At 68.2% G+C, this 19,511-nt stretch carries 21 protein-coding genes; 10 read left to right on the plus strand and 11 right to left on the minus strand.

Translation table 11 applies throughout. The annotated features are described in order from the left end of the window. The first annotated feature begins 42 nt into the window (after positions 1 to 42). From JHL17_RS09060 to htpG, 5 genes are all read left to right on the plus strand, one after another. Positions 43 to 1,326 (plus strand): TAXI family TRAP transporter solute-binding subunit, encoded by a 1,284-nt coding sequence (locus JHL17_RS09060; RefSeq protein WP_200192265.1) that lies wholly within the window; start codon positions 43 to 45, stop codon positions 1,324 to 1,326. 84 nt (positions 1,327 to 1,410) lie between these two features. Further along, positions 1,411 to 1,905, plus strand: coding sequence for a GNAT family N-acetyltransferase (locus JHL17_RS09065; protein ID WP_247893418.1), 495 nt, complete (start codon positions 1,411 to 1,413; stop codon positions 1,903 to 1,905). A 124-nt stretch (positions 1,906 to 2,029) separates the two neighbouring features. Beyond that, positions 2,030 to 2,698, plus strand: coding sequence for a glutathione S-transferase family protein (locus JHL17_RS09070; protein WP_200192267.1), 669 nt, complete (start codon positions 2,030 to 2,032; stop codon positions 2,696 to 2,698). A 93-nt stretch (positions 2,699 to 2,791) separates the two neighbouring features. Beyond that, on the plus strand, positions 2,792 to 4,429 hold the full coding sequence (locus JHL17_RS09075; protein ID WP_200192269.1) for a hypothetical protein: 1,638 nt from the start codon (positions 2,792 to 2,794) through the stop codon (positions 4,427 to 4,429). Between the two features lie 154 nt (positions 4,430 to 4,583). Then, positions 4,584 to 6,464: a molecular chaperone HtpG gene (gene htpG, locus JHL17_RS09080; protein WP_200192271.1), complete on the plus strand. Its 1,881-nt coding sequence runs from the start codon at positions 4,584 to 4,586 to the stop codon at positions 6,462 to 6,464. 53 nt (positions 6,465 to 6,517) lie between these two features. Here htpG and JHL17_RS09085 read toward each other — a convergent pair whose 3' ends face one another. Then, positions 6,518 to 7,717 (minus strand): ATP-binding protein, encoded by a 1,200-nt coding sequence (locus JHL17_RS09085; protein WP_247893419.1) that lies wholly within the window; start codon positions 7,715 to 7,717, stop codon positions 6,518 to 6,520. A gap of 462 nt (positions 7,718 to 8,179) precedes the next feature. Here JHL17_RS09085 and JHL17_RS09090 point away from each other — a divergent pair, with 462 nt between their 5' ends. The 4 genes from JHL17_RS09090 to JHL17_RS09105 all read left to right on the plus strand — a co-directional run bounded on the left by JHL17_RS09090 (position 8,180) and on the right by JHL17_RS09105 (position 10,502). Beyond that, positions 8,180 to 8,611, plus strand: coding sequence for a Fur family transcriptional regulator (locus JHL17_RS09090; protein WP_042701979.1), 432 nt, complete (start codon positions 8,180 to 8,182; stop codon positions 8,609 to 8,611). Between the two features lie 196 nt (positions 8,612 to 8,807). Continuing rightward, on the plus strand, positions 8,808 to 9,200 hold the full coding sequence (locus JHL17_RS09095; RefSeq protein WP_200192275.1) for a hypothetical protein: 393 nt from the start codon (positions 8,808 to 8,810) through the stop codon (positions 9,198 to 9,200). 84 nt (positions 9,201 to 9,284) lie between these two features. Next, positions 9,285 to 10,037, plus strand: a complete 753-nt coding sequence (locus JHL17_RS09100) for an HAD family hydrolase (RefSeq protein WP_247893420.1) — start codon at positions 9,285 to 9,287, stop codon at positions 10,035 to 10,037. 90 nt (positions 10,038 to 10,127) lie between these two features. Beyond that, a complete protein-coding gene (locus JHL17_RS09105) occupies positions 10,128 to 10,502 on the plus strand; it encodes a response regulator (RefSeq protein ID WP_200192277.1) in 375 nt (124 codons plus the stop codon). On the opposite strand, the gene sigJ is transcribed toward JHL17_RS09105, so the two are convergent. The 10 genes from sigJ to JHL17_RS09155 all read right to left on the minus strand — a co-directional run bounded on the left by sigJ (position 10,499) and on the right by JHL17_RS09155 (position 17,357). Next, positions 10,499 to 11,413, minus strand: a complete 915-nt coding sequence (sigJ, locus tag JHL17_RS09110; protein WP_200192279.1) for an RNA polymerase sigma factor SigJ — start codon at positions 11,411 to 11,413, stop codon at positions 10,499 to 10,501. The two genes, JHL17_RS09105 and sigJ, sit on opposite strands and share 4 nt — an antisense overlap. Further along, positions 11,410 to 11,865 (minus strand): carboxymuconolactone decarboxylase family protein, encoded by a 456-nt coding sequence (locus JHL17_RS09115; protein ID WP_200192281.1) that lies wholly within the window; start codon positions 11,863 to 11,865, stop codon positions 11,410 to 11,412. Before JHL17_RS09115 ends, sigJ begins: the two co-directional genes overlap by 4 nt. Before the next feature lie 124 nt (positions 11,866 to 11,989). Beyond that, positions 11,990 to 12,247: a hypothetical protein gene (locus JHL17_RS09120; protein ID WP_200192283.1), complete on the minus strand. Its 258-nt coding sequence runs from the start codon at positions 12,245 to 12,247 to the stop codon at positions 11,990 to 11,992. A 16-nt stretch (positions 12,248 to 12,263) separates the two neighbouring features. Next, positions 12,264 to 12,752: a DsrE family protein gene (locus JHL17_RS09125; protein WP_247893421.1), complete on the minus strand. Its 489-nt coding sequence runs from the start codon at positions 12,750 to 12,752 to the stop codon at positions 12,264 to 12,266. Positions 12,753 to 12,785: 33 nt separating this feature from the next. Then, entirely contained in the window at positions 12,786 to 13,574 is a 789-nt protein-coding gene (locus tag JHL17_RS09130; protein WP_200192285.1) for a HesA/MoeB/ThiF family protein, read from the minus strand. A 118-nt stretch (positions 13,575 to 13,692) separates the two neighbouring features. Further along, positions 13,693 to 14,490 (minus strand): hypothetical protein, encoded by a 798-nt coding sequence (locus JHL17_RS09135; protein WP_200192287.1) that lies wholly within the window; start codon positions 14,488 to 14,490, stop codon positions 13,693 to 13,695. A 155-nt stretch (positions 14,491 to 14,645) separates the two neighbouring features. Next, positions 14,646 to 15,605: a cysteine synthase A gene (gene cysK / locus JHL17_RS09140; protein WP_200192289.1), complete on the minus strand. Its 960-nt coding sequence runs from the start codon at positions 15,603 to 15,605 to the stop codon at positions 14,646 to 14,648. 189 nt (positions 15,606 to 15,794) lie between these two features. Continuing rightward, complete coding sequence (locus tag JHL17_RS09145) at positions 15,795 to 16,250, minus strand: RrF2 family transcriptional regulator (RefSeq protein WP_012972993.1); 456 nt, start codon at positions 16,248 to 16,250, stop codon at positions 15,795 to 15,797. A gap of 176 nt (positions 16,251 to 16,426) precedes the next feature. Next, positions 16,427 to 16,720 carry a DUF2218 domain-containing protein gene (locus tag JHL17_RS09150; protein ID WP_200192291.1) on the minus strand — a complete coding sequence of 98 codons (294 nt, stop codon included), beginning with the start codon at positions 16,718 to 16,720 and terminating at the stop codon, positions 16,427 to 16,429. 16 nt (positions 16,721 to 16,736) lie between these two features. Beyond that, complete coding sequence (locus JHL17_RS09155) at positions 16,737 to 17,357, minus strand: PadR family transcriptional regulator (RefSeq protein ID WP_200192293.1); 621 nt, start codon at positions 17,355 to 17,357, stop codon at positions 16,737 to 16,739. A 206-nt stretch (positions 17,358 to 17,563) separates the two neighbouring features. Between JHL17_RS09155 and JHL17_RS09160 the strand changes: the two genes are divergently transcribed. Continuing rightward, positions 17,564 to 19,489 carry a hypothetical protein gene (locus tag JHL17_RS09160; protein ID WP_200192295.1) on the plus strand — a complete coding sequence of 642 codons (1,926 nt, stop codon included), beginning with the start codon at positions 17,564 to 17,566 and terminating at the stop codon, positions 19,487 to 19,489. The last annotated feature ends 22 nt before the right edge of the window (positions 19,490 to 19,511 follow it).

Below are 19,511 nucleotides of genomic sequence, written 5' to 3' on the forward strand. Positions count from 1 at the left end.
CTCCCCCTCCGGACGAACGGGCCAGACGAACGGAACCACCCGGTGCCCCGCGCAGCCGCCAAAGCCTGCCTTTCCCCGCCGGGGCTCTCACCGGAGCTTCCGGCCGTCCCGGACACCTCCAGCCTGACCCGCCGCCATCTGCTGCGCCGTCTGCTTGGCGGGCTCGCCCTGGCGCCGATGCTGCCATCGGCAGGCGGGTTGCCGGGCGGCTGGCTGTTGGCTGAACCGGCCGCCGCACAGGACCTGCGCTATTTCCGAATCGGCACCGGCACCACCGCCGGCACTTATTTCCCGATCGGCGGGCTGATCGCCAACGCCATTTCCAACCCGCCGGGCTCCCGCCCCTGCGACAAGGGGGGAAGCTGCGGCATTCCCGGCCTGATCGTGGTGGCGCAGGCCAGCAACGGGTCGGTTGAAAATGTCGAGATGCTGCGCGCCGGCACGGCGGAGGCCGGCTTCGCCCAGGCCGACGTCGCCTATTGGGCCTACACCGGCACCGGCAGCTTCACCGGCAAGCGCCCGTTCACGGAACTGCGCTCGCTGGGCATGCTCTATGCGGAAGCCATCCAGGTCGTCGTCCGCTCCGACGGGTTCATCGACCGCATGGCCGACCTCAAGGGCCGCAGCATCTCGCTGGGCGAGGAAGGCTCCGGCACATTGGTGGAAGCGCGGCTGATCCTGGACGCCTACGGCCTGTCGGAAACCACGATCACGCCGCTCTACCTGAAACCCGGCACGGCGGCGGACCGGCTGGCGAAGGGCGAGTTGGACGGATTCTTCATGGTCGGCGGCTTTCCGGTGCCGGCGGTCAGCGACGTGGCGGCGCGGGTGCCGATCCGGCTGCTGCCGCTGGACGGCGAGCCGGCCGACCGGCTGCTGCGGACCCAGCGCTTCTACATCGATCAGGAGATTCCCGCCAACGTCTATCCCGGCAGCGCTCCCACCCCGACGCTGAGCCTGGGGGCGGAACTCCTGACCCGCGCCGACCGCGATCCCGACCTCATCTACGGCGTCGTCCGCGCGCTGTGGCACGAGAATACCCGCCGCGTCCTCGCCGACGGGCACCCGCAGGGCCGCAACTTCGACCCCGCCCGCGCGGTGGCGAACGTGTCGGTCCCCCTGCATCCGGGGGCGGAGCGCTATTACCGCGAGGCCGGCCTGCTGGGCAACGCCGCCAACGAACCGGCCCGTGCGCCTGCCGGCGGCAATGGCGCCGGAACGGAAAACGGTTCCGGCATGCCGGCCGGGGACAAGGCCGCAGGCGAGAAGGCCATCGGAGAGAAGGCGTCCGACGGGAAAACCACCGGAAACCCGGTGCCGCGCTGACCGTTCCCCTTGCAGGTCGAGACGAAAGGACCGTTCCCGGACGCCCCTCCGGCGGAATATTCTGACCGGCATCGGGTTGATCCCATGGTCGACCGCCACGGGGAGAAGGAGACGGGCATGCCGGCCGGGCAAGGGGTGCGCATCGCGATCCGCTCCGCCCGCGGCGCCGACGCCGCACGCTGTGCCGAGATCTTCCTGCGGGGTCGCCGTCAGGCTTTCCCCTGGCAACCCGCCGACCGCTTCGGGCTGGACGATTATTACGACTGCGTGCGCGAGGATTCGGTCCTGGTCGCGGAGACGGAGGAGACGGTGGTCGGTTTCGTCTCGCTCGATCCCCGGGAAGGCGTCATCCACAACCTGTTCATCGACCCCGGATGGCACAAGCGCGGCATCGGCTCCGCCCTGCTGCGCGAGGCGCTGGGCCTGTTGCGAAGCTCCCGGCGCCCGGCCGAGCTGGCCTGCGCCGTCCGCAACGCCGCCGCCCGCGCCTTCTACGAACGCAACGGCTGGACGCCGGTGGGCGCACCGCCCAACCAGCCGGACGCGATGGTGCTCTATCGCCGGGCTCCGGCGGGATGAGGGTGGGAGGACGGCGGTTCCTCCACCCTTGCCGCTTGGCCCCCGGCCCCTCCCCCAACGAGATCTTCAGGCTCCGATGCGCGGGCTGTTTTCGCATGCCGCGTTGCGGTAAAGTCCCGCCGCCATGCGAACCCTGTACCACCACCCGATCCACGCCCTGTCGCGCACCGCGCGCGTGATGCTCGCCGAAAAGGCGCTGCCTTTCGAACCCGTGGTCGAAAGGCCATGGGAGCGGCGCACCGATTTCCTGAAGCTGAACCCGGCCGCCGAGGTTCCGGTTCTGGTGGAGGAGGACGGGACGGTCGTCGCCGGCGGCCTTGCCGTCATCGAATATCTGGAAGAGGCCTATCCCGACACCCCCCTGCTGCCGCGCGAGATCGCGGCGCGGGCGGAGGTGCGGCGGGTCGCCGACTGGTTCCTGCACAAGTTCGAACGCGAGGTGGCCGAGAATCTGGTGGGCGAGAAGCTGATCAAGCGGCTGTCCGGCCAGGGCCACCCCTTCGCGCCGGCGATTCGCGCCGGGCTCGCCAACGTCACCTATCACCTCGATTACATCGCCTTCCTGTCGGAGCGCCGGCCATGGCTGGCGGGGCCGGCCTTCACCCTGGCGGACATCGCCGCCGCCGCACAACTGTCCTGTCTGGACTATATCGACAACGTGCCGTGGGACCGCAGCCCGGAGGCCAAGGACTGGTATGCCCGGATCAAGTCGCGCCCCAGCTTTCGGGCGCTGCTGGCGGACAACATCACCGGCTGTCCGCCGCCCAAGCACTATGCGGACCTGGATTTTTAATATTTCCTTGGTATTCCGCCCATTAGGGGCATGGACCGGCTTGGCGTATCAAGCTTAACGTACTCCCAAATCGTCCCTGGGAGAGTTTTCTCGATGCGTCTGCGCCGTCTTTCGTCCGTCCCGGCCCTGCCGGTCCGTTCCCTGAAGCCCGCCCTGATCGCCGGCGGCATGCTGGCCCTGGTCGCCGGCTGGTCGCCCGCCCAGGCCGCGCCCGCCATCGACGATGCCGGCGCCAAGGCGCTTGCCGCTTCGCTGAAGAAGGATCTGCCCCGCTGGTTCCCGCCGCCCAGCGAGGATGGCGAGGGCGTCGGTTTCGAATGGCAGGGCGAGCCGACCGTCAAGCCGGCCGGCGACCATTACGACGTCGCCCTCCCCCGCCTGTCGGCCGAGGATGCGGAAGGCACCCTGTTCGACATCGGCACCGTGCTCCTGTCGGTGACGCCGAAGGACGACGGCCAATACGGCGTGGCGATCACGCTGCCCAGCAGCATGAAGGTGCAGAACCTCGACGAAAACGACGAGTATGTCGATGCCGCCATCATCTCCATCGGCAAGCAGTCCCTCACCAGCGTCTGGTCGGGCACGCTGGAGACGCTGCTGGCGGTCGACGGCGCCTACAACGACATCACCGTCAGCGCCGCCGACGGCAAGGGCAAGGTCTCCATCGCCTCGATGACCATGGTCCAGGAGCTGAAACCCGAGGCGGGAGCCGGCGGCGCCACCCTGTGGAGCGGCCCGGCCGCCTTCGCCTTCGGCAACCTGTCGGTACAGGACGACAAGAACAAGGAGCTGGTGAAGATCGGCAGCGTCACCACCGAGGCCACCTACACCCGCGTCGACCTGACCAAGGTCAGCGCGCTGCAGAAGCTGTCGGAACAAGCCGCTGCCAGGGGCGTGCCGCCGACCCCGGCGGAACTGCTGCCGAAGATGCAGGGCATGTTCGGCGGGATCACCGGCGCCATGCGGATGTCCAACCTGTCCTTCGTCAATCCGGAGGATGGAACCACGGTGGCCCTGGGCCAGCTCGCCTTCCGCAGCGGCCTGACCGATCTCGACCAGGCGATGTCCACCGTCAGCATGGGCATCGAGGCCCGCGACTTCGTCATGACGCCGTCGCCGGCACCGGTCGCCTTCACCCCGCGCGCCTTCGAAATGAAGCTGTCGGTCGCCAAGCTGCCGAACACCGCCCTGTGGAAGGCCTTCACCGAGCTGGCCAAGACCGCCGAGGCGGAAGAGGCCCCGCCGAAGAAGGGCGCCAAGGCCAAGGCCGCCCCGCCGCCGCCGCCCTCCTCCGAAGTCGTCATGCAGCAGGCCATGGCCGCGATGGCGGAGGCCGGGACGGAACTGCGGATCGACGCGCTGAACCTGGATACCCCGGCCACGGCCGGCACCGCCAACGGCGCGCTCAAGGTCGCCACCCAGGCCGCTTTCGGCGTCACCGGCGGCGCCACCGTGCTGCTGCGCGGCATCGACGCCGCGGTGAAGGCGATGCAGCCGGCCCCGGGCGCCAAGCCCGACAAGGAGACCCAGGACCTGCTGGGCGGGCTGGCGATGATCCAGGCCCTGGGCCAGGCCGGCAAGGACGAGAGCGGCGCCGACACCCGCACCTACAAGATCGACGTGACGGAGGCCGGACAGCTCCTGCTGAACGGCGCCGACATGACCCCGCTGCTGGCCGGCGGCGCCGAACCGGCCCCGGCCCCGGCGGAGCCGCCGAAGAAGAAGAAGTGAGCCATTGCGGAGGGGGGCGGCGCCTCCCTCCGCGACATGCCGCCGCGCACCTCCCGCGGTTGCAGGGAACAAGCCTCTTGAACGGCGGGGGCGCTTTCACATATCTCCGCCGTCTTGACGCCATCACCCGTGCAAAACCAACGAAGGTGCCCCCATGACCGAGGAACGGCTCAGTTTTCAAGCCGAGGTCAGCCGCCTGCTCGACATCGTCGCCCACTCGCTCTACAGCGAGAAGGAAGTGTTCCTGCGCGAACTGGTCTCCAACGCGTCGGATGCCTGCGACCGACTGCGCTATGCGGCCCTGACCCAGCCGGAACTCTCGGCCGAGGATCCGAACCTGAAGGTCCGCCTGCTGGTCGACAAGGACGCGCGGACCCTGACCGTCGCCGACAACGGCATCGGCATGAACCGCGAGGATCTGGTCGAGAATCTCGGCACCATCGCCCGCTCCGGCACCGCCGCCTTCATGAAGTCGCTGGAAGGGGCGGAGACGGGTGACGGCAAGAAGGACGTCAACCTGATCGGCCAGTTCGGCGTCGGCTTCTATTCCGCCTTCATGGCCGCCGACACGGTCACGGTCCTGACCCGCAAGGCCGGCGAAGCGACCGGCTGGCGCTGGGAATCCGACGGCAAGGGCGAGTTCACGATATCCGAGGCCGACGGCCTGCCGCGCGGGACAAAGATCGTCCTGCACCTGCGCGCAGGCGACGACGAATATCTCGACGAGGACCGGCTCGGCGGCATCGTCCGCAAATATTCCGACCACATCGCCATCCCGATCCTGTTCGGCGAGGGCGAGGACGCCAAGGCGCTGAACAGCGCGTCGGCCCTGTGGACCCGGTCGAAGTCGGAGATCACCGCCGACCAGTACAAGGAATTCTACCACCATGTCGGCCACGCCTTCGACGATCCGTGGCTGACCCTGCACTGGCGGGCCGAAGGGGCGCTGGAATACACCAACCTGCTCTATGTGCCCTCGACCAAGCCTTTCGACCTGTTCGACCCCAAGCGTGCCCACCGGGTGAAGCTGTACGTCAAGCGCGTCTTCATCACCGACTCGGCGGAGGGGCTGATCCCGCCCTACCTGCGCTTCCTGCGCGGCGTGGTCGACAGCGAGGATCTGCCGCTGAACATCAGCCGCGAGATGCTGCAGCACAACCCGATGCTGGCCAAGATCAAGGCCGGCATCACCCGGCGCGTCCTGTCGGAGCTGTCGAAGAAGGCCAAGGACAGCGAGAACGCCGCCGAATACGACAGCTTCTGGGAGAATTTCGGCGCGGTGCTGAAGGAAGGCCTCTATGAGGACTACGAGCATCGAGACGAGCTGCTGAAGCTGCTGCGCTTCCGCACCACCGCCGGCGAGGATCTCGTCTCGCTGGAGCAGTATGTCGCCCGCATGAAGGAGGGCCAGGACGCCATCTACACCATCAGCGGCGACGACCTCGACACCCTGCTGCGCAGCCCGCAGCTGGAAGGCTTCAAGGCCAAGGGCGTCGAGGTGCTGCTGCTGACCGACCCGGTGGACGAGTTCTGGATGCCGTCGGTCGGCGTCTATGAGGGCAAGCCCTTCAAGTCGGTGACCCGCGGCGGCGCCGACCTCGGCAAGATCAAGGGCGAGGAGACCGAGAAGCCGGAGGAGAAGGCGCCGGAGGGCGAGCTGACCGACCTGCTGGCCCTGCTGAAGCTGACCCTGTCCGACGCGGTGAAGGACGTCCGCAAGTCCGAACGCCTGACCGACAGCGCCGTCTGTCTGGTGGCCGACGACAACGACATGGACATGCACCTGGAGCGCCTGCTGAAGCAGCACAAGCAGCTGAACGGCGAGGCGGGCAAGCGCATCCTGGAGATCAACCCGTCGCACGCCCTGATCAAGCGGCTGGCCGAACGGGCCAAGGGCAGCGGCGCCACCGACGCGCTGGAGGATGCGGCCTGGCTCCTGCTCGACCAGGCCCGCATCGTCGAGGGCGAGGCCCTGCCCGACCCCGCCGCCTTCGCCCGCCGTCTGGCGAGCGCGATGGAGAAGGGGCTGGCGTAAGGGGTCGCTTCCAACGGAACACCCTCTCCTCTCCCGAGGAGAGGGCTTTCCGTTCATCCCCGCCCGACCCGCTCCGGCGGGAAGACCAGCGACATGGTGGTGCCTTCGTCACGCCGGCTGGCGACGTCCAGGCGACCGCCATGCAGTTCGATCAGCCGCTTGGTCAGGGGAAGTCCCAGACCGGTGCCGACCTGGGCGCGGGCCAGCGCGTTGTCCACCTGTCCCCAGGGCTCCAGCGCCTTGGCGAGCTCCTCCCCGGTCATGCCGATGCCGGTGTCCTGCACGGACAGCCACAAGGCACCGTCCGCCGCCACGCGGCCACGGAGCATCACGATCCCGTCGTTGGGCGTGAACTTCACCGCATTGGACAGCAGGTTCAGCAGCATCTGGCGCAGCTTGCGCTCGTCCGCCCGCAGCGGCGGCAGGTCCAGCGGCACCGCGGTGGCGATGCTGACGCCATGGCGCGAGGCCCGTTCGGTCAAAAGCCGCGCCGTGCCGATCGCCACCCGCACCACATCCACCGTGCCGTCCACCAGTTCCAGCCGGTCGGCGTCGGCCTTGGACAGGTCGAGCAGGTCGTTGATCAGTTCCATCAGGTGCCGGCCGCCCTCGGCGATGTCGCGGGCGTATTCGCGATAGAGCGGGTTGGCATGCGGCCCAAGCACCTCCTGCTCCAGCAATTCGGCGAAGCCCATCATCGCGGTCAGCGGCGTGCGGATCTCGTGGCTCATGTTGGCAAGGAAGGCGGTCTTGGCGCGGATCGCCCGCTCGGCCTGCCGGCGCGCCTCCTCCAACTCGCGTGCACGCAGCTCCGTCTGTTCGGCCGAGCGCGCCATCAGCCCGGTCACGGTGCCGACGCCGAGGTAGCGGCCCTGCTCCACCACCAGGAAGCCGGTGACCAGCGCCGCCGGCTTCAGCTTGGCCAACTGCCGTCCGATCTCGGCCAGGGGGGTCGATCCGTCGATCAGCAAGGGACTCGGGTCCATCAGCCCGGAGACCGGCATCCCGGCCACCGATGCAGGGCGCATCCGACTTTCGGGCGCCGGCTGCACGGCTCCGTCCTCTCCGTCGCCGGCCGGCAGCCGACTGCGCTCCAGCAGCCCGGCGACGCGGCCGTCGCCATCGACCACCGGCAGGGCGGCAAGCTCCGGCTGACGGCGGAAGCGGGCGAGCGCCACCGCACAGTCCTCGACCGGCGCCAGCGGCGGCACCGGGACGGCCAGCCCGGCTGCGGTGAAGGCGGGTTCATCCATATGCGGCTCCGCCATGATCGAAGGGGCGGAGGGCGGGAAATCGACTGGCTTCATTGCGGCTCCCCCCTTCCCGTCCGGCATGGTCCATCCGGCAGTATCACGTCCGATTCGGCGCCGTCCCGGATTGCACGACGCTCCCTCCGGCAAAAACCTAGCAAGGGATTATGAGCAATTGGTTTCCACCCCGACAGTCGGACCGACCTCGACAATAGACTGAAAGTATTATGCCTTTGATCGGCGATGCTCTATCCACTCGGCCCTCCGGCGGGGACGTGGGCATTTGAGAATGCCTACGAAACACAGTATGATGGTCGGGTATTCGGGGTGCCGCGAACGGCTGGCCGGAACGGACTGCCTGATGGGCTTCCGTGCCGGTGTCGGTTGCCGGCGTTCCGGGCATCAGGGAGACCGGAGGGGCGAACCGCCGCCCGTCACACGAAGACAGGATTACAGGGGATGTCCATGCCCTCGCGCCTCGAAGAGCTGTGCGTGAAGAAGGGATTGAAGATGACCGACCAGCGGCGCGTGATCTCGCGCGTGCTGTCGGAGGCGACGGATCATCCCGATGTGGAGGAAGTGCATCGCCGCGCATCCGCGATCGATCCGCGCATTTCCATCGCCACGGTCTACCGCACCATGCGGCTGTTCGAGGAGGCGCACGTCATCGACCGGCTCGACTTCGGCGACGGCCGCGCACGGTATGAAGAAACTAGAACCGATCATCATCATCATCTAATCGACGTCGACTCGGGCGAAGTGATCGAGTTCACCAACGATGAGATGGAAAGGCTGAAGGAAAGCATAGCCCGCGAACTTGGCTATGACCTGATCGGCCATCGGTTGGAACTGTATGGCGTCCCGCGCAAACGCCGTGCCGATAAATCTGAGTCTTAACTATATGCGGACCTTTCCGGCAACGCGCACAAGGGGTGCCGGCTGAATCGGCACCCACCCGGAATCGCCACACGCGGGACGGGAGGGTCAGGCGGACATCGCTTGCGGGGTGCATCGGGTGCCGGTCTGGACCTTGCCGGCCGCTGGGCCAAGGTTAGGCGAGGAGCAAACCTCACTCACCGGAACCGGCCGCACCATGGATGATCGCCCCGACCAACGCCCCGATGCCCGGCCCGAAAGCCCGCCAAGCATGGCCGGGCCGGCTCTTTCCAAGACCGAGGCCAAGACGGAAGCCGTCGCCAGGACCTCGAGCCCCGATCCGGTCCTCGAACGGCTGGACCGTCTGTCCGACCTGTTGTTGCGCCGCATCGACCGGCTGGAGGAGCGGGTCCGCAGCCTGGAGCAGGACAATGGCGAAATCATCAACCTGCTGATCGCCGTCAAGGCCGGGCTGGAGGAAGCGTCAGGCGACCTGATCGCCCAGCTGGAAGAGGCCGACGACACCACCGGGTCGGAGGATGGGTCCGACGACGAGGCGGAGGACGGACCGTTCTTCGAGGCGCCCTGCGGCCCCACCATGCTGCATTGAGCGGGATGCGAGGCTGAACCGCCGCAGCCGGGTTGATATAAAAACCCTTGCCCGCCGCGCCACGGCAGCCGGATAAACGCGGTCATGCAAACGACTTCCGCCTCGCCCTGCGTCACCGACCCCCGTATCGGGACCGCGCCGCCTGCCCCACTGCCGGCAGCCGCGCCCGACCTGCCGGTTTCCGGACACTCGCCCTCCGGGGATTCGCTTTCCGGGTCACCGATATCCGGCCCGGCCGGCGTCGCCTTCTTCGACTTCGACGGGACGCTGATCCATGGCGACAGCCTGCCGATGTTCGTCGGCGAGGTGATCGGCAGGCGCCGCGCGGCCCTGGCGCTCGCCGATGCCATCCGATCGGCCATGCACCGCCACGTCCGCGGCCGCGGGCCGGGCCGTGACTTTCCGGGATCGGTCAAGGCGATCTACCTGAAGCGCACCCTGTGCGGGCTGCCGGTGGCCGATGCGCTGGCCGCGGCGGAACGGATGGTCCCCCGTGTCCGCTGGCATCAGCCCATGCTGGACGTGCTGACGGAACACCGCCGCCAGGGCCGCCGCGTGGTCGTCGCCACCGGGGCGCTCGACCTCTACATGCCGGCGCTGCTGCGCGGGCTGGAGGTGGATGACCTGCTGGCCACGGGCATGGAGGTGGTGGACGGGACGCTGACCGGGCGGCTCGGCACCGCCAACTGCGTGCGCCGCGACAAGGCGGACCGGGTGACCGCCTGGATCGCCGGCAACGGCCCGGTCGCCGCCACCTGGGGCTATGGCAACCATCCCAGCGACCTGCCGATGCTGGCGCTGATGCACAAGGGCGAAGTGGTCCGCATTCGACGATAGTCGAACCACAGGCAGCTGCCGTTTACAACCCACCGCCCCGCCCGCATACTCGACCCGTCCATGACGAAAACATGATGGACGGAGGGGGACGTGGTTTTCAGCATCGATGCCGACATCCGGATGCCGGGCTATGGCGGGCGCCGGGCCGTGGTCGCCGATGCCGACCGCGTCAACCGCGAGCTGCTCGCCGGCCATCTGTCCGGCCGCGGTTTCCAGGTCTCGCAGACCGCCGACGCGCTGGAAGCACTGAGCATCATCGGTGCGGAGGCGCCGGTCGTGGCCTTGCTGCCGCTGGACCATGAGGGCGACGATGGCGACCGCGCCGCGGCGCTGGCGGCCATGCTCTATCCGCAGACCCGAATCCTGATGACCGGCCCCTGCATACCGAACCTGCCCTTCCCCGTCCTGCCCCGCCCGGTCGACCTGACGGCCCTCGACCGCTGGCTGGACGAGGCGACGGCTTAAAAAGTGAAACTGGGGACACGCTGCAACTTCTGCGGGTTGGCGATCTGATAGATCCGCTGGATCCGGCCCCCGGCGTTGTCGAAGGCCACGATGTCGAAGGCCAGCACGCTGCGGACCGACCCGCCCAGTTCGGCCAGCAATCCCGGCGCGCCATTCACCCGCACCGGGGTGAAGCCGAAGCTGACGCCGCGCTTGCGCTGGACGCCGATCAGGAAACGGGCGATGCGGTCGGCACCGAACAACGGATTGACCGCCGTCAGCACCATTCCGCCGCCGTCGCCCAGCCACTGGGCGTCGTCGGACAGCAGAGCGACGATGGCGGCATAATCGCGCCGCGCGCTGGCCTCGGCGAAGGCGGCGGCCAAGCGCCGCCCCGCATCGACGGAGTCCGCCGGATCGACCCAGGCGCCGGCGGGCTCCGCCAGACGGGCGCGGGCACGCCGCATGATCTGGCGGCAGGCCTCGACCGATTTGCCGAGCATCGCCGCGATCTCCGCATAATCCAGGTCCATCGCCTCGCGCAGGACAAAGACCGCCCGCTGGTCCGGCCCCAGCCGCTCCAGCAACAGGAGCATTGCCATCGGCACCGACTCGGGCTCCGCATCCGCCGCCGCCGGTGCGTCCCAGCCGGCGACGTCCGGCTCGGGCAACCACAGCCCATAATAGCGTTCCCGCGCCACCCTGGCCGAGCGCAGCCGGTCGAGCGCCAGCCGCGTCACCAGGGTGGTGAGGAAAGCGGCGGCCGACCCGACGCTGCCGGGCACCACCGCGGACCAGCGCAGCCAGGCGTCCTGCAGGACATCCTCCGCCTCCGCCACCGAGCCGAGCAGCCGGTAGGCCAAGCCGCGCAACCGCGCCCGCTCGCCGGCGAAGGCGGCAAGCGCGGTCTCCGGGTCGGCCAGAGCCGTCACGCCGCCATGCCCACAGCGGTGCCTTCGACATGCTGGGCGATGCCGACCCGGTTCCAGGCGTTGATCTGCGCCACCACCACTGTCAATTGGGCGATCTGCCCGGCGCTGAAATGGCGCTGCAGCTCCCGGTGTGCGCCGTCGATGCCGTCATGCCGGTTGCGGGTCAGCGTCTCGGCCCAGGCGAAGGCGGCGCGCTCGTCCGGCAGGAACAGGTCCGAGCGCTCCCATGCCGCCACGGCGGCGATCCTCTCTTCCGACTGGCCGGCGTGGCGGGCTTCCTTGCCATGCATGTCGATGCAATAGGCGCAGCCGTTGATCTGCGACACGCGCAGGTCGATCAGGTGGATCAGCCCGGCCGGCAGGCCGCCGCCGCCGCGGATCGCCTTGGTGGTGGCGGACATCGTGGCATAGAGGGACGGCGCATCGGCGGCGACGGTGAAACGGAAAGCCATGGTCCTCATCCTCGTCTGGATTGTCATCGCCCCCATGACGGAGCGGACCGTCCCGGCGTGACGCATGGCTGGCTTGCGCCTACATCAAGCATCGCATGTCATACTTCGCCCCTCATGTCGCCCCTCACGCATCGCCGAGCATGCCGACGGCTTCGCGCAGGATGGCGATCTTGGCGGCGAACCGGCCCTCGGGATCGCCCTCGCCGATCAACCGGATCATCACCCCCAAGGCATGGGCGACGCGCGGCGCCATCCCCGGCCGTTCACGGATACGGTGGGCGAGTTCGGCCAGCGCCGGACGATAGGCACGCCCCTCGAACCCGTCGGTGGCGATCGACTCGAACCGGTTGGCAAGGTCGAGGATCTCGTGGTTGTCGCTCATGCTCTTTCCAACGGCTTCAGACGAACAGCATGGCGCCGCCGCCGGGCGCCTCGTTCAGGAAGGTGACGACGCCGCCGGTGGCGACCGGGACGTCGGGGCGCAGCGGGACGCCGGGCGGCAGCCCCAGCGCCCGCAGCCCCATTTCGCAGGCCATCATCATGACGCCCATGGCGACGCAGGCCTCCAGCAGCTCCTCGAAGGTGGCAAGGCCGTGGGTGGCGAAATAGCGGTCGCGCGCCACCGGCGTGCTGCCGTCATCCGCCGGGTCCAGGTCGTGCCAGCCCAGCACCCCCGGCTCCCTCTCATGCACCAGGGCGCGCAGCGCGCGGCCGGTGAAGAACAGCGTGACCTTGCGGTTGGTCGCCGCCGCGGCGCTGGCCATCACCAGCGCGTAATGGACACGGTCGAAGCCGCCGGCGAACAGCACGATCGACAGCGCCGCTGTGCCGCCGATCCTGGTTGCGGCTGTTGGACCGGACGTGGTTTCAGGCATGGCGATGGACATGATGGCCGCCTCCCGTCTTTGCCGCGGCGCCCGTCAGTGGGCGGAGAGGTCATGGATCGTCGGATGATCGCCGCAAAGCGCGCAGTCGGGATCCCGCTTGATGGCGATGCGCTGATAGGACGCATAGAGCGTGTCCATCATCAGCAAGCTGCCCGACAGGCTCTCGCCCAACCCCAGCAGTTCCTTCAGCACCTCCGTCGCCTGCAGCGAACCGACCGAACCGGCCAGCGCCCCCAGAACCCCGCCTTCCGAGCAGGACGGCACGAGGCCGCGCGGCGGCGGTTCGGGGAACAGGCAGCGATAGCAGGGGTGCGGGGCGCCAAGATGCGCCTTGAAGGTGCTCAGCTGCCCGTCGAAGCGCAGGATCGCCGCCGAGACCAACGTCTTGCCGGCCAGGAAGCAGGCGTCGTTCAGCAGGAAGCGGGTGGCGAAATTGTCCGACCCGTCGGCGACCAGATCATAGCCGGCGATCAACTCCATCGCGTTGTCGCGGCTCAGCCGCATCCGGTGGGCCTCCACCCGGACATCGGGATTGAGCGCCTGGATGCGGGCGGCGGCGCTGTCCACCTTCGGATGGCCGAGCGTCGATTCGTCATGGATCACCTGCCGCTGCAGGTTCGACAGATCGACGGTGTCGTCGTCGACGATGCCGATGGTGCCGACGCCGGCCGCCGCCAGATAGAGCAGCAGGGGCGCGCCCAGGCCGCCGGCACCGACGACCAGCACCTTGGAACGCAACAGCTTTTCCTGCCCGATGCCGCCGACTTCCGGCAGCACGATGTGGCGGGAATAGCGGTGAAGCTGGGTATCCGTGAAGTCCATGGCCGGCAGCATAACGCAAGGACGGGGCGGGGCGGCAACATTCGATGCCGCGTTTTCCGCAGGCCGGCGGCGCGCCGGCAGCGGGCGGGCAATCGTCACGGCCTGGCGGGGGATCCCGTCAGACTTTCTTCGATGTGGTGGTGGTCTTCGTGTCCGACGCCCATTGGCGCAGCCGGTCCTGCCGTTCGCGCAGCGTCTTCTGGATGGCGCTTTCCTGGGTGAGGCCGGACTCGGACAAGTCCGCGTTGCGCGGCACCAGGCTCAACTGGAAGTCGGTCGGCGACTGCAGGCTGGATGGCGGCACCACCACCATGGTGTATTGGCCGGGCTCCAGCTTGTAGGTCGGCTTCTGCAGGAAAGTCTGCTGGTCGTCGGGTTTCCCTGAATCGCTGGCGGCGACGACCTTGCCGTCCTTGTCCATCATCGCCCAGCGCGTGTTGGGCAGAGTCAGGTTGGCGGTGAAGGTGCCGCCCTGTACGACGTTGAAGGTGTGCTTCTGGATGCCGGTGTCGCCGTTCCCCGGCGGCTGGGCGGTACCCTTCAGCATCGCGCCGCCGCCGGTTACCAGGATGTTCTGCCGTTCGGTGACGTCCAGCGAATAGTCGCGCACCCCGGCCGCCCGGTTGGCTTGCGAAAAGGTCGCCGTATAAGTCCCCGGCCCCAGCCGCGCACTGGCGTCCGCGGCCGATTCCTTCGACCGGATGGTGGTCACCACCTCGTTGCGGTCGTTGCGGATCTCGACGTTGGTGAAGGTGTCGTTGATCTTGAAATTGAACTCGCCGGCCTTGCCGACCGTGAAGGTCTGGGTGTCGGCGTTGGCTCCGTCGGCACCGATCTTGGTCGTCTTCCCCTTGAGCTGGGAGAAGGCGCTGCTCGACAGGTTCGGGACGTAGGTGGAAGCGGAAATATCCGTCATGGCGGTCACTCCCCGGCGGCGGCACGGACGGAAACGACGTTGCGATCGCCGAGGAGCTTACCCGAAAGCGCGAAATCCGTCAAATTTCGGCCCGCAATTTCGCCCGGAGGCTGCGGAGCGGGGATGACTTACACCCCCGCCCGCATCGATGCCCCTTATTCCAGCCCTTCGAACAGGGCGGTCGACAGGTAGCGTTCGGCGAAGGACGGCAGGATCACGACGATCTGCTTGCCCTCGTTCTCCGGACGGGTGCCGATCTCCAGGGCGGCGGCCAGCGCGGCCCCCGACGAGATGCCGACCGGAACGCCTTCCAGCCGGGCGACGTTGCGGGCGGTCTCGAAGGCGCGCTGGTTGGAGATGCGCACCACCTCGTCGATCAGCTCCTTCTTCAGGATTTCGGGCACGAAGCCGGCGCCGATGCCCTGGATCTTGTGCGGGCCGGGCATGCCGCCGGACAGGACGGGGCTGTCCTCCGGCTCCACCGCCACCGCCTTGAAGGAGGGCTTGCGCGCCTTGATGACTTCGGCGGTGCCGGTCAGCGTGCCGCCGGTGCCGACGCCGGAGATCAGGAAATCGACCTGGCCGTCGGTGTCCTTCCAGATCTCCTCCGCCGTGGTGGCGCGGTGGACAGCCGGGTTGGCGGTGTTCTTGAACTGCTGCAGCAGATAGGCGTTCGGGTCGGCGGCCAGGATCTCCTCCGCCTTGCGGATGGCGCCCTTCATGCCCTCGGCGGCCGGGGTCAGCACCAGTTCGGCGCCCAGCAGCTTCAGCATCTTGCGCCGCTCCACCGACATGCTTTCCGGCATGGTCAGGATCAGCTTGTAGCCCTTGGCGGCGGCGACGAAGGCCAGCGCGATGCCGGTGTTGCCGGAGGTTGGCTCGACCAGAGTCGTGCGGCCGGGGGCGATGGTGCCGGCGGCCTCGGCGGCCTCGATCATGGCGCGGCCGATGCGGTCCTTGACGCTGGCCAGCGGGTTGAAGAACTCCAGCTTGCCGATGATCTGGGCCTTCACCCCCGCCTCGGCGGCGAGGCGGTCCAGCCGCACCAGCGGCGTCGCGCCGATCGTGTCGAGGATGCTGTCGTAGATCTTGCCGCGGAACTCCGGTGCAGCCATGATTCCACCTCTGATATTTGTGTTATAAGCGATTTCAACACCCCAGGCGGAGCATTATCCAGCATGGGGAGCCTGTCAAACGCGAAGTGGGAACGCCCGTCCGTCCGAACCGGCCAGCCTCAACCGAGCGCGCGCCCGGCCGCAAGCCGTCAGTTCCAAAGCATCAGCCCAGGACATCAGCCCAGGACATCAGATGGTGAAGTCGATCCGGTCCTCGGTCTCGCTCTCCACCCCGGCGCGCCGCGCACGCATGCACAGATCCTCGATGGTGATGGTGTCGAGCTTCGCCATGCATTCGTCCTGCAACTCGCCCCACAGCGGGCGCACCACCTGATGGCCCAGCACCGAACCCGCCGGTTCTTCGATCGGATCGGTGGCGGTCTCCATCGCGCGGACGACCTTCACGATCTCCCCCAGCGTGATCCGCCGGCGCTCGCGCGCCAGCCGGTAGCCGCCGCGCGGCCCCCGCACCCCCGCCAGCACGCCCTCGCGCACCAGCTGCTGCAGCACCTGCTCCAGATACCGTTTCGGGATGCCCTGGCGCCGGGTGATCTCCCCGGACTGCACCGGCTCGGTGCCCGCGTTGTAGGCAATGTCGAGGACCGCCTCGATGGCGAACATCAGCTTCTTGGAGATGCGGAGCATCACGAACGACTCCCGGTTTTCCGACTGCGGGTGGTCCGAAGGTGGAAACACCGTCATCTCCCCCACTCCCACCTGTTGGTTAAGAACCGTTTTACACCGCCAATGCGGTAATTCTCAACAGGATTTGTCGCAGACGGATTCGGGAAAATACCCTGCGTCCTCTTGCGGAATGGCGGTCACCCCGCCGGCATCCAGACCACCTCCCCCAGATCCTCACGGAAGGCGAAGCGCTTCAGGTGGTCGATCACCACCCCCTGCAGGCGTTCCATCTGTCCGTCCTCCCCGGTCTCGATGGTCAGGGTCAGCCCCTCGGCATCGGCCGCCATGCGGCAGCGGCGGTCGGCGGCGAAGGGGACGAGGCCCTGGGTCTCGTCATAGGCGACCTCGAACTTGTGCGCCCAGTGCTTGCACAGTTGGGTCATGTAGCGGCGCCCGTTCGGGCTCGCGATGCGCGCGGTCGATACGGCCATCGTCCTTTTCCTCCAATCAGATGCGTTCGACGCTGCGGGCGGCGCCGTCGATGATGTCGGCGATGGCCTGGGTCTGCTCCGCCGTCAGGTCGCCGCGCGACAGCCGCAGCCGCAGGGCCAGTTTGAAGTTCTCGATGGCGCGGTGGATCTGCGGCGAGGATTCGCGTTGCTGGCGGGCCCGGGCATGGGCGACGCGCTCACGCACCGCAGCCATCGTGGAGTCCGCCGCCTTCAGCGCTTCCGCCCCCTCCGGCGTGATCTCATAGAGCTTCTTGTTGCCCTCGGTGGCGCCGACGCGGATGTGGCCTTGCTCCTCCAGCAGGGTCAGCGTCGGGTAGACGACGCCGGGGCTGGGGCTGTAGGCGCCGCCGACCATCTCCTCGATCGTCTTGATCAGGTCGTAGCCGGAGCGCGGCTTCTCCGCGATCAGCCACAGGAGGACGAGGCGCAGGTCGCCATGGTCGAAGACCCGCCGCTCGCCCCGGCCACCCCGTCCGGAACCGCCCCAGCCTTCCCAGCCGCCCGGATGACCGTGGCGGCCATGACGCCCGTGACGGCCGCGCCCCTCAGGCGCTTCGTCGTCGAAGTCCGGACGCGAGAAGCGGCGACCGTGTTTGTGAAACAGATGCCGAAGCATGGAACCCTCTCTCGATGCAGTTTCGATATAACGAAATATTAGATATATCGAAACACGGTCTTTGACAAGGGGAACCGTTCGGCCGGATGCGCATCCGACGCCCTGCCGCTCCGACGAAATGCCGGCGCCCGCAAATCACTGTCGCCGGCCCGGCCGAACGGGCTATAACCGACGCCCCGGCTTTGCCTTCGCGCGTGTGTGCCCTGATGTCCCTGCGGATCGAGACCTTTTCCAACGTCACCGGCGGCTCCAGCTTTTTCAAGGCGGCGAGCCATCCGCTGGCGGCGCCCAAGGCGGCGATCCTGATCGCGCGCTTGGCCTCCTTCGGTCCGGTCGCGGTCTACGATCCGCTGGGCCTGCTGTCGGGACTGGCCGAGTTCTACGACCTGTCGTCGGTGCCGGTCTGCGGCATCTACGTCCAGGACGTGGAGCAGTTGGGCAAGGAGGTCTTCGGCCATGCCGCCCGCCCGGTCACCGACCTGCCCGCCAGCGGCGCCCGCACCGTCTTCGTCGTCGCCTTCGATTCGCAGCGCTTGGAAGGGCACATCGCCCATCTGATCCCCAAGCAGGCCGGCGTTGTCTCGCTCGACGCCATGCGCGTGCCGGAAGACATGCTGAACGATCCCGGCCATTACCTGTCGAAGTTCAACTGGGCGACCAACTTCGCCTGGTTCCGCGACGGCGACGGCCACCACACCCGGGTGGTGTCGGCCAATTACTGGCCGCGCTACGGCGCCAAGGGCACCCGGCTGTGGGCCTGCCTGTTCGACGGCGAGGGCCGCCCGCTCGCCGACTGGACGGAGCCGATGCCGCCGACCGACGGCACGGTGGTGATCGACAGCCGTCAGGTGCGCGAGCGCTTCGACCTGTCGCCCTTCTGCGGGTCGCTGTTCCTGCACGTCATCGGCGCCGCCGGCCATGACGTGGTGAAATACGCGCTCGACACCTACGGCGACGACGACACGGTGCTGTCCTGCACCCACGACGCCAACGCCTGGCCGGCCGACCTCTATGCCGGGCTGCCCGCCCCGCGCGAGGGCGAGCGGGTGTCCTTGTGGATCCAGAACAGCCACCCGACGCCGATCCCGGCCGGCGCCGTCGGCCTGAACCTAATGGGGTCGCCGGAAATCCGCGTGCTCGACCGGACGGTTCCGCCCTTCGCCACCGTCGAACTGGACCTGGCCGGCCTGTTCCCCGAGGCGCGCTGGCCGCAGCAGTTCGAGGTGCAGGCCGGCAAGCATTTCGTCCGCCCGCGCTACGAGATCGTCGCCGCCGACGGCCGTCGCCGCATCGCCCATGCCAATGTCGAGCGCACCGACCTGAAGCCGGACCCGAAGTTGCCGCAACTGACCGGTGGCGCGGTGGACAGGGGCGTCGTCGGCAAGGGCCACATCCTGCCGGCGCCGCTGCTGCCGATGGGCCGCTGGCGCACCATCCTGCTGCCGACGCCAATGAGCACGGCGCAGACCGAGCTGCCGGTGAAGGCCGTGGTCTACGACCGCAACGGCGCCGCCATGGCCGAACACCGCTTCGGCAACCTCAAGCGCTCCGACAGCGTGGCGCTGGACGTCACCGGGCTGGTCGCCGACACGGTGGTCACCGATGGCTGGGGCCATGTCGAGCTGGTCTACGACTTCGACGCCGGAACGGTTGCCGACGGCTGGCTGCACGCGCTGGTCCGTTACGAGGACCTGAAGTCCGGCCATGTGGCGGAGACCAGCTTCGGCAGCCACATGTTCAACATGGCGATGGTCTACCGCGACGAGCCGCAGAGCTACCATGGCCGGCCGCCCGGCCTGTCGACCCGCCTGTTCCTGCGGCTGGGCACCGCGCCCTGGGACACGCTCTGCCACCTCGTCTACCCTGCCTCGACCCAGTGGCATGCCACCTCCGACACCAGCCTCGTCCTGATGCGGCGCGACGGTGTCGAAGTGGCGCGCAAGCGGCTGGCGATCCCCTGCGGCGGCTCGCGTTTCTGGCGCTATCACGAGATGTTTGCGGAAGCGGAACGGATGGCGGCGGGCGACCATGCCTATGTGCTGATCCGCGACACCACCTGCCGCCTGTTCGGCTACCATGGCTGCCTTGCGGGTGACAGCGCCTTCAGCCTCGACCATATGTTCGGTTTCTAGAGCCGTTTTAATCACGACTCCC

The organism is Azospirillum endophyticum (assembly GCF_016595245.1).
GTDB lineage: Bacteria > Pseudomonadota > Alphaproteobacteria > Azospirillales > Azospirillaceae > Azospirillum > Azospirillum endophyticum.